Genomic DNA, 10,964 nt, shown 5'->3' on the forward strand with positions numbered 1-10,964 from the left:
CCGCACCCGCCACCAGGAACGGAGCACGATGGACACGGACGAGACAGACGCTGACAAGCACGACGGGGGTCCATCCAATGCGGTGGTCCGCTACTTCCAGAACATGGTGGTCAAGGTCATTGAAGACGGTGTTGGCCCCATCACAGGGTCGGTCGCATACGCGGAGGCACGCCTCGGCAAGGTCGACCCAGACCTACGCGGCCCACTCTCGGAACCCGAAAGCGGTCCATTGCGTGACCATGTGAGTCAGGAGGCCATCGAGCAGGTAATCGGTCGGCTCATCAAGGAGGCAGTGGCCGCATCATCGACAAACGGCTTCCTCACCGGTTTGGGCGGGTTCGTGACCATGCCAATCACGCTCCCCGCGAACGTCGCGGGAGCGCTGTTGATCAATGCCCGACTGGTCGGGGCCATCGCATACCTACGGGGCTACAACATCTCGGACCCGCACGTTCAAACCGTCATCACTCTCGCGACGGCGGGCGGGACGCTCGCGAGCACGCTCCAGGGGGTCGGCGTCAAGATCGGGACAAAGCTGACCGCACAGATGATCAAGGCGATCCCCATCGCCGTCATTCGGAAGATCAACACACGGGTGGGCTTCATGCTCATCGCCAAGTACGGGACGCAGCGGTCGGTCATCACCTTGGCCAAAGGCATTCCACTTGCGGGGGGCGTGGTCGGAGCCGGGGTGGATGCAGCCCTCACCGCTCTGGTCGGTCGCGCAGCCAAATCGAGCTTTCCGGCGCACGTCTGATTTCGGTATCGGCTCGCCTGAGCCGAGCCGATTGTCCAACGTCCCCGGTCAGCCAGCTGCCGCTATGGCCGGGGATCACGCGAGGCGCAGACAACGATCAACGGGCTGTCAGATCATGGACATAAGGCTTTTGTACGTAGATCATTCATTACGTCCGCCTTTATGATCCAGCAATGCCACCAGTGACCTGATCCCATCAGGCACTGAAGCAGCCATCTTCGCACGACAGAAGGATCTCCATGCCACTCCGAGACTTCGTCGCCGCCACTCCTCGCCAACTTCCGGTTCTCATTCTCGCCGACGTGAGTGGAAGCATGTTCCACGAATCCAAGATCGAGACACTGAACCGCAGCGTCGGCGAAATGATCAGGTCTTTCAAGTCTTTCGGCGAGGCGACGTACGAGATCACTGTCGGCGTCATCACCTTCGGGGGCCTAACCGGGCTGCACGTTCCCCTCACCCCCGCGCGCGAATTGGCCTGGCAGGACATGTCCGCCAGTGGTGTCACCCCCCTCGACAAGGCTCTGCTGCTCGCCCACGACGTGCTTGAGGACCGCAGCCAGGTCCCGAGCCGATCCGCCAGGCCGGTGCTGGTCCTACTATCTGACGGGCAGCCGACCGACAGCCAGGGCCACCCCAGCGACAACTGGCGGGAGCCGCTCGACCGCCTGTTGCAGGCCCCGCGGGCCGGCAAGGCGGCACGGTACGCCGTGGCCGTCGGGCGGGAGGTCGACGCGGAGGCGATGGCGGTTCTCGAGCGCTTCGCCGGGGACGGTAACGAGGGCGTCTTCCAGGCTACCGAGGTCCACCGAATCGTCGAATTCTTCGAATGGCTCACCATGAGCGTCAGCCAGCAGGCCACCACTGGCATCGTCGATGGTAGGCCGCCGCTGCCGCTGGCCGAGCGCACTGCCGACATCGTCATCGACTGACATGGCAGTTGACCGCAGGAACGCGGGCTGGTTCGGTGCGTCGGTGTGTGGTCCGGCGCACCGCCGCACCGGGACCTCGAACCAGGACGCCTGGCGCGGCACCCGAGGGAAGTTCGGCTCCCTCGTCGTGGTCGCCGACGGCATGGGATCGAGACCTCATGCCCGGCTGGGTGCGCAGAAAGTTTGTCGCGCGGCCCACCGAGCCGTTGTCGAGGTGGCCACCGAGGACATGCCGGACCCGGAGCTGCTCACCAGGCGACTCGAAGCACGCTGGCGTGAGGCGCTGGCCCCCCTCGACGCGGCCCAGGCTGCCACGACAGTACTGCTGTCCCTGGCGCATCGCAGCGGTGAGGTCCTGTTGTGTCAGCTCGGTGACGGCTTGATTGCCTTCACTGAAGGTGGGCGTCTAGAGGTCTTCGTGCCCGCCGACGGGTTCGGCAATGAGACCGAGGCGCTGGGGCTTGCCGATCGGCGGCCGCAATGGCACGTTCGGCGCCTCCCGCTGCTTTCCGGAGGGCGGCAGATGCTGCTGGCGACCGATGGGGTCTCCGCAGACCTGCTCCCCGGCGCGCTGCCCGGACTGATCGATCACCTGTCCCAGGACTTCGCACCCTTGGCACCGCGCACCCGCCACGGTCGCCTTTGTGCGCAGCTGCGCGCCTGGCCGACGCCAGGCCACTTCGACGACAAGACGCTAGCGCTGCACTGGACGACACGGGAGGAAAACCATGGGGCAGCCGATGACACTGCCGCACAGAGTGAAGACGGCTAGCGGTGTGACCTTGGAACTGGTGCGTGAGCTCGGCCGCGGCGGCCAGGGCGCCGTGTACGAGGTGGCCGGTGGACGGCATGCCGTCAAGATCTTGTCCGGACGGCACGCGGCAGAGACGGACGGATGGGTGGAGCGAATTCAGGCCATCCGTCGCCTTCCTCTGGAGGGCTTACCGGTGGCGCGGCCACTCGAGACCCTGGCAGCGCCTCTCGTCGGCTACGTTATGGAGCTCATCGTCGGCATGGTCCCGCTGTCGCAGATGTGCCGCGTGCCGTCTGGGGCAAGCGCAGTGGAACATTACCGGGATACCGGCGGTCTGCGTCAACGGCTGAAGGTGCTGGCATCAGCCGCGGAGACACTGGCACGGCTGCACGCGCTGGGCCTCGTGTATCAGGACCCATCGCCGAACAACCTATTCATCTCCGACTCCGCCGACACGGCGCAGGTGTGGTTGATCGATTGCGACAACCTCTCGTACGCCACTATGCAGCGCGGCAGCGTCTTCACTCCGCGCTATCACGCGCCCGAGCTGCGGCATGGCGGCCTGCACCGCCCCGACAGCCTCTCCGACGCATTCGCCTTCGCAGTGCTGGCGTTCGAGACGTTGACATTCGACCACCCGTTCGTTGGCGACGTCGTCTACGAGAGCGAGGAGGACGAAGAGGCCGCCGTCCTGGACGGTATACACGTATTTGTCGATCATCCAAAAGACGCATCCAACCGGTCCAGCCGAGGTATCCAGTCCCGATGGTTGGTGCTCGACGAAGCGTTGGCGCTGGCCTTCCAAGCGACCTTCGTTGACGGGCTGACCCGACGCGACCGCAGGCCAGGGCTCGGTCACTGGCGAACGCTCCTGCGGGCCGCGGCATCCAGGACAGTATCCTGCGCTGCTTGCCGAATGAGTTCCTACTTCGACGCCGAAGAGCAGTCGTGTCCCTGGTGCGACGAGCTACCGAGGCCCGCCACCTTGCACACCCGGAGCTACCTGGACCTGCGCGGCGACCCAGACGACGGCGCGGATGAAACGCCGGACCGCGCGCCTTACGTCGAACGCTGCCGGGTGGTGCTGTCAGACGGCGAAGAGGTCGAGCTGGCCCGCGAGGCAGTGCTTGGTGCGGTGGCACAGGCCGAGCAGTCCATGTTCCAGCTGCGTTGGGAGCAGGGCCGCCTCAAGATCGTAAACCTGAGCGGCGGCTCCGTCGAACTGGTGTCCCCAGACGGCAGCAAGATCCACACATTGCTCGCTGACAAGGTGGCAGATCTCCGCGCCGACGGCACCGCGCCCGTGTGGAGCATCCGGATCGGCACGGCAGGCCGAGCCGATCGGTGGCTCTGCTTCGACGTGGTTCCGGAGGGACGGCCGTGAGATTGAGGGACCTGCGCACCGACTCGGCATCGGCGATCACGCTGCGCACCCGCGGTGGCGAGAATCCCGCCACGGTCGCACGGGTGGGTGACGAGGCATCGCTGCTGTACTCATCCACCGGGGGCAATCTCCTGCTGCGCATCGGCGCCAATGCTTGGCAGGCGGCCGGTGACACGCCGACCGACGAACAGGTGCTCACCGACGTCATCGGCACAAACCTGCCCGTGCTCGCCTGGGTGAGCCGGGTCGCCGCACCCGACTCGGTCGCCGTCCAAGTACACCGCTTCGCGCACCGGCTGACCTGGGATCAGAAGCTGGTGATCGGGGTCGACGACGACGCAGTCCGGGCGGTTCAACGCGCCCTGCACAGATCACGCACCTCGGCAGACCTCGTCCGCTGGCTCGCGGACGAGTTCGTCCTCGCCCCGAGCGCCGACGGCCGCCCGGTGCGGGTCTTCGGATCGGCAGGTCAGCAGTCGCTCGACCTGAGCACCGGGTTCGTGCTGCATGGACGCACCACAGAGGCCCATCTAGAGTCCCGCGATGGAGTCCTGTGGCTCAAGACCCTGCGGCGACCTGGCCGACGTGGCCAACGCGAGGTCGCACTCACGCTGGTCGAGGCAGACCTGACTTTCGCCGATGGCACGCACGCCCATACGTTCAAGCAACAGCATCTGGACGAGTTCCAGCGCCTGCTCAGCAGCGGGCAGCAGTACCTCAACCACTGGGACGAGTACGGCAGGATGGATCAGGCACAGGTCATCGCGCGAGCGATCGGACTCGGCGCGGTGCACTATCACGCCGTACACCAGCAGGACGCGCGAACCTACCGGTTCCAGCTCGACTCTGATGACGGTCAGCAGTTCATGTCTCGGCTCGGCGACGAGCACGGCCGGCTCGCCGCCTCGACCCATGCCCCCGACGGCCTGCAGAACGGCACACTAGATCTCGACGGCCGCGACATGGAGGAAAACTTCACCGGAGACATCGCCTGGGTGAACCCCGCTGCGAACAGCCTCGGCCTGCGGGTCCCCGAAGACCGCACTTTGCAGCACCCACCAGCGCGTGGCGTGCTCTACCTCAGCCTGCTGGGTGATCGGGTTCGCATCAACCGCCAGCGGCGGGCCCGGCACCGCATCGAAACACTGAGCACGCCGATGCCACAACTCGGCCTGCTCTTGGAAGGCCAGCCCATGCCCTCGGCACGGGCTGGCCTTCGGATCGTGCAACCACGCTCGCTGAAAGCGTTCGCCCCGTACCAGAACTTTACGGACAAGCAGGAGGAGGCCGTCCGGATAGCCATCAACACGCCGGACATCGCGTTGATCCAGGGACCTCCCGGCACCGGCAAGACTCGTGTCATCACCGCGATCCAGGACTGCCTGGCCGAGATGGCGAAGGCAGCCGGCACGATCGAGCACAGCGTGCTGCTGACGAGTTTCCAGAACGACGCCGTCGACGAAGTGGTCCGCCGGACGAAGGTCTTCGGCCTACCCGCCGTCAAGGTGAGTTCTCGGCAACCGCAGGGCAATAGCGACGCCGTGGCGCAGTGGTGCCGTGAGAAGGCCGCGCAGCTGCGCGCGGAACGTACGCCGGGCGGGCTGCTGCTACAGGCAGCACGCCGGGCCGAGGCACTGGTGCTCGGCTACGGCCAGCAACCACCCACTCCGGCTGGCACTGCCAGGCTGATCGCGGAGCTGGACGGCCTGTGCGGCCACTACCTGTCCGCTGCGCTGCGCAGCCGGCTAATAATGGCCGGTAGCGCCTTGACCAACGGCGCTCCGGTTGCTGTGGCGAGCGCTGATCTGGAGCCACTGCGCAGAGCCGTCGGAGGGATCCGGGTCGATGCAGTCTCCTTTGCCGACGACGGGCCACATATGGCCCGGCGCGCTTTGCTGCGCCTGCGCGCGCACACTGAGCTGGCGCAGCACCTCAATGTGATCGAGCAGGCGGCTGAATGGGAGGGTGCGGAGCCGCCGTTCCTTGCAGAACTGACAGCAGCACGCGACCGTCTGCTCGACAGCCTCACCACGCCCGCAGTTCCCCTCAACGCGGTCGCCGACGAGGAGATCGTCGCGCTGTTGAGCGAGGTTACCGCAGAGCTGCGCAGCCGCCTTGTCGTGTCTCCCGACGGGGTCGCGGCCGCCGTCGAAGCATTTCTCGACGACCTTGAGAACGACCCAGAGGCGGTCGGCGAGGCGATTCGTGGTTTCACCGCCGTCGTCGCCGCGACCTGCCAGCAGTCCGGATCCCGCCTCATGTCCGAGTTGGTGACCGGCGATGACATCCGGTTCGACACTGTGATCGTCGACGAAGCCGCCCGAGCCAACCCCCTGGACCTCATGATTCCGCTGTGTCTCGCGGCGCGGCGCATCGTGCTGGTCGGCGATCACCGGCAGCTTCCCCACCTGCTGGAGCCTGACATCGAACGCGACCTGGAGATCTCGACCGAGACCGAGATGCTGGCGGCACTCAAGCAGAGTATGTTCGAGCGCCTGTTCGAGTATCTGCGACGTGAGGACCGTGGAAGAGCCGGCTTGCGCCGCGAGATCACGCTGGATACTCAGTTCCGTATGCACCCAGTGCTCGGCCGCTTCGTGGCAGAGGCGTTCTACGCCAGCGACACCGAGCTGGGTTCTGGAACGAACACGGTCCAGCTGCGCCACGGCATCGAGCGTTACGGCGACGCGGTCGCGGTGTGGGCCGACCTGCCCTTTGCCACCCACGGCGGAGAAACGAGCGGCCGGAGCAAGTCTCGGCGGGCCGAGGCCGAGTGGATCGCGGCGGAACTGAAGAAACTCGCGGCCGAGGCTCCGCCAGCTGCCAAGGTTGGCGTGATCGCCTTCTACCGAGCGCAGGTTCAGCTGATCTGGCAGGCGCTGAACGACGAGAAGCTCGCCGAGCGCGACAGCCACGGCCGGTACCGCGCCGTAGGAGCGTTGGCGGATCGGTTGTACATCGGCACCGTCGACGCCTTCCAGGGACGGGAGTTCGACGTCGTCCTCCTTTCAGCGACCCGCAGCAATACCTTGGCTTCAGGTTCTCCGACGGCTGACCGCCGCAAGTATGGACACCTGCTCCTCACGAACCGGTTGTGTGTGGCAATGAGCCGCCAGCAACGGCTGCTCATCACAGTCGGCGATGCGGCCATGTTCCGAGAGCCGTCCAGCACCGGCCCGTCCGAGCTGACGAAGTTCCTGTCCCTGTGCGAGGACGGAAGGTATGGACGTGTCGTTCGCCGCTGACACACCGATCCTCGACTTCGGACGCCTGGGTTCCGCACCGCCTGGAAGCGCATGGATGCTGTGGCCCGCCTGGTCCTGGCGGGTACTCGCTGCCGACCACGTGCACCGCAAACTCGACCCGTTCCTGCGAGTCGTCGCGATGCTGTGCCAGGCGGGCCTCACCGACCCTGCCGAGCAGGCCGAGGTCAGCGGGCTGCACATGGGGATGTGCCAGAACATCATGCAGATGCTCCGGCAGCGGCATCTGATCGACCATCACCGGCGGCTGACCGTGCAAGGCCTCCGAGCGCTCGATGGGCAAGCCTGGGACGCCTCCACCCAGCGGCTGCTGTTCGTGTTCCAGAGCCCCTTCACGGGGCCGGGTTCGGCATGGCTGTGGCCTGCGGCGCGGCCGAGCCTGGACTATGCACACGTCGACTACCTGGATGATGGGCGGCCTCGGCTGCGCCTCGACGCGCGACGCGACGCGACGCCGATCCACCCGATGATCGTGAGTACGGTCGGGGTACGCCCGCCCGCCCGGCCACGGTCCGAGGCGATAGCCGCCGCGATCCGCACCGCCGCAACGCGGGTGTCCGGTGAAGAGACGCAGACTGCCGCCGCGCCGCCGGTTGGCACCCAGGCGGGACGGGTGTCGTACGTCGGCGGGCAACCGGAGCCGGTGTTCCTGCTGACCTGTGCCTATTTGCCCGAGGGCGCCTACACAAGTGCGGACTGGGAGGCGCTGGACCCGTTCACCGGGTGGCCTCACGCTGAGCTGAAGCAGCTCATCCTCGAACGCGCCGAGGAGGACACACGGCTAGCCGCAACCATCGGCCGCATCCGGTCCCGCCTGGTCAATCAGGATGCCGCCGCGCAGCAGCAGGAACAGCGCAGACTCGCGCAGGCCGAGGTCCGAGCCCAGGACCGCCTTGGCCGCCGGCTGCTGGATCCCGAGTACGCCGACGTCCTCAAGCTGCTCACCCATATCGAAGCGGACCATGCTCAGGCGGTGGCGCTCGGCTCGCTGGGCGGCAGGCGTCGGCAGTCTGCGGTCAACAACGCGCTCAAACTGTTCGAAGAGATCTTCTTCAGGCTGGCCCGACGCTTCCCGTTGAACTCGGCACGCCTACATCAGCTCAGGGACGGCAGAGACGGCACCAGGATGCTGGAGCACAACCTAAGGCGAGTCCGTGCACACACCGGCGTTGCCGCTGTACCGGAAGGTGTGCGCCGCCAGCAGCACGATCAGGTGGCACGTGCCGCTGCGGGAACCCTTCCGTCATTTCGCGCCGGGCTGGCCGGGGTGCTGATCGCGACCCTCGATCATCCTCGGCATCCGCTACTCGGCGCCCTGCACCGCCGACCGACGCTGTGCGATCAGCTCGACCGGGCGGCGAAGCTGCGCAACGACGCCTCTCATCGCGGGGATCACGAACCCTCGCCGGAGGAGACTGCCGAGATCGTGGAGCTCCTCTACTGGACCACCGAACACCTGCTCATGGCCCCGACGATCCCCGCTAAGGAAGATGATGGCTCCGCGACACCCCCGCTCCGGTCCACCTCAGCAGAACTCCCACGGGGACGCGCTCTTGCGGGAAGCCCGGAAGGCGGCTCGTAACGCGCAGGAGGTCGCCGAACAGAGGGGGATCGAGGCCGAACCCGCCGAGCTTCCCGGCGCGGATCTGCCGCTCACGACAGCTCAGGAATTGTGGACCGAGGCGTCGCGCGTGGCCGGCGTCTACCGCAAGGCCCTGCAGATCTTGGAACGCGACACCGAGAACCTTGCCCGCGAGCGGGACCAGCTGCAGGCCAAGACTGCGAAGCAGGACCAGGACCAGGCCGGCCTGGTGCGGGACACACTCCAGTTGGCGGCGGACCAGGCCCGGCTGGCCGCTGATCGTGCAGATCTCGAGAAGGAGCTGGCGGCACTGCGACGCCGTACGCAGGAAGTCGCGGAATGGGCGGCGCAGACCCGGCAGGAGCGGATCGACAGCGCAGCCGGATTCATGGACCTGGAACGCCAACACCAGCGACGACTCGACGAGCAACGCGCTGCGATGGACCAGGACATCGACCGGAGCAGAGCCGAGGCAGCCTCCGCCGTCGCCCGGGAGCGCTCCGAACTCGACGAGCTGCGCCAGCACAGCGCCACCGAACTCGAGGCCCAGCGCGCAGAGCTGGAGGAGCAGCGCCGCGCCCTGCGGTCGGAGCAGAACATGCTGCGTGCCATGGCCGAGAACGAGCAGGAAAACGAGGACCTAGCCCGCCAGCGGGCAGAACTCGCGGTGGCGGCCGAATTGCAACGCCGTCAGCTGAAGATCGACCAGCTCACCCAGACCCATGAGACGGTGAAGGCGCACGCCGACCGGCTCCGGGAGGAACTGGACCGACGTGACGCTGCCGCCCGTGACGCCGGGCACGAGGACCCTGCGCGCCTGCAACAGCAGATCCGGCTACTCAACGAAGACAACTCACGGCTGCGTGCCCAGCTGGCAAACTCGCTGACGATCGAGGATCAGCAGCTGATCACCCGCCTACGCGAGGACAACGCGCTGCAGGCACAGCAGATTCTGGCGCTGGAGCACCAATGCGCCAGCCTGCGCACCGAGAACAACCTCTACCTGATCTCCACCACCGAGGTGGAGGAGCTTCGCGAACACCGCGACCACCTGCAGCACTCGATCAGCACACACCGCAAGCTACTCCGGGAAAAGCAGGAGGAGGTCGACTCGCTGCTCGGCGGCGAACGCGCGCCGCGGCCGTTCCCCGGCCTCGACGAGCTCGACGCGGAACCGGGCCTGCAGACGGCCCGGCCCACCAATCGCAAAACACCGGATCTGGACGACCTCCTCGACCACATCCAGCGGCACATTCACGCCGACCGCATCCTCAGCAGCGCCTCGTCGCCGTTGTCCTTCGACAAACGTGATCTGCGTTGCCTGCTCGGCGGCCTTGCGATGAGCCGGCTGCACCTGCTCCAGGGCATCAGCGGCATCGGCAAGACCAGCCTGCCCAAGGCGTTCGCGCGCGCGATCGGCGCCGATTACGCCGTCGTCGAGGTGCAGGCCGGGTGGCGAGACCGGGCCGACCTGGTCGGCCACCTCAACGCCTTCGAACGCCGATACTACGAGACCACGTTCACGAAGGCGGTCTACCAGGCAGGCTGCGCGGCGCACCAGGACAGGCCATTCTTCGTCATCCTCGACGAGATGAACCTGGCCCACCCCGAGCAGTACTTCGCCGACATCCTTTCCGGCCTGGAGAACACCGGCGAGCAGATCCGTCTCCAGCTGTCCAACCAGGTGCTGGAGCCCGCCCCACAGCACCTGTCGCGGCAACGCGGAACCCACCTGCCGGTGCCGCCGAACGTGTGGTTCTTCGGCACGTCGAACCATGACGAGACCACCGTGCAGTTCGCCGACAAGACTTATGACCGGGCCAATGTCATCGAACTGCCCGCCACACCTCCAGCAATCTCGCCGCAGCCCCCGCAGCAGCGGCAGCCGGTGTCGCTCAAAGCGCTCGAGGACGCCTTCGACCGCGCCCATCGCCAGCACGGGGACGCGTCGGAGCAGATCTTGCACTTCCTGCGCGAGCACCTGGTGCAGCCGATGCGCGACGATTTCAAACTCGGCTGGGGACCGCGGCTGGAACGCCAGATCCGCGGCTACGCCCCGGTGGTGGTTGCTGCAGGCGGCAGCGTCGGGGAAGCGGCCGACCACGTGATCGCCACCAGGATTGTACGAAAACTACGCAACCGGTACGCGCTGAAGGACTCGGACCTGCGAAGCCTGCGCAACATCGTCGAGTCGAGCTGGCCGAGCCTGGTCAGGGGAACGGTCACCGCCGACAACGGCCCCACCGCGACCCTGGCTTTGCTCGACGAACTCGCCGAGGCGCGGGGGTGAGC

7 protein-coding genes are annotated in these 10,964 nt (G+C 66.7%); all 7 read left to right on the top strand.

Annotated features, from left to right (window positions below; translation table 11 throughout):
• Positions 1–28: 28 nt before the first annotated feature.
• The 7 genes from HAV40_RS11470 (at position 29) to HAV40_RS11500 (ending at position 10,962) form a co-directional block, all read left to right on the top strand.
• Complete coding sequence (locus tag HAV40_RS11470) at positions 29–757, top strand: EcsC family protein (protein WP_166380929.1); 729 nt, start codon at positions 29–31, stop codon at positions 755–757.
• Positions 758–996: 239 nt separating this feature from the next.
• Positions 997–1,689 (top strand): vWA domain-containing protein, encoded by a 693-nt coding sequence (locus HAV40_RS11475; protein WP_275413504.1) that lies wholly within the window; start codon positions 997–999, stop codon positions 1,687–1,689.
• A gap of 1 nt (position 1,690) precedes the next feature.
• Positions 1,691–2,461 (top strand): PP2C family serine/threonine-protein phosphatase, encoded by a 771-nt coding sequence (locus HAV40_RS11480; RefSeq protein WP_166380931.1) that lies wholly within the window; start codon positions 1,691–1,693, stop codon positions 2,459–2,461.
• Between the two features lie 19 nt (positions 2,462–2,480).
• Entirely contained in the window at positions 2,481–3,827 is a 1,347-nt protein-coding gene (locus HAV40_RS11485) for a protein kinase domain-containing protein (protein WP_239086831.1), read from the top strand.
• Complete coding sequence (locus HAV40_RS11490; protein WP_166380933.1) at positions 3,824–7,072, top strand: DEAD/DEAH box helicase; 3,249 nt, start codon at positions 3,824–3,826, stop codon at positions 7,070–7,072. The genes HAV40_RS11485 and HAV40_RS11490 overlap by 4 nt, the downstream gene beginning before the upstream one ends.
• Complete coding sequence (locus HAV40_RS11495) at positions 7,050–8,672, top strand: hypothetical protein (protein WP_166380934.1); 1,623 nt, start codon at positions 7,050–7,052, stop codon at positions 8,670–8,672. Before HAV40_RS11490 ends, HAV40_RS11495 begins: the two co-directional genes overlap by 23 nt.
• Complete coding sequence (locus tag HAV40_RS11500; RefSeq protein ID WP_166380935.1) at positions 8,644–10,962, top strand: AAA family ATPase; 2,319 nt, start codon at positions 8,644–8,646, stop codon at positions 10,960–10,962. Before HAV40_RS11495 ends, HAV40_RS11500 begins: the two co-directional genes overlap by 29 nt.
• The last annotated feature ends 2 nt before the right edge of the window (positions 10,963–10,964 follow it).

Origin of the sequence: Catellatospora methionotrophica (assembly GCF_011297335.1) — a bacterium.
In the GTDB taxonomy this organism is placed as follows: Bacteria; Actinomycetota; Actinomycetes; order Mycobacteriales; family Micromonosporaceae; genus Catellatospora; species Catellatospora methionotrophica.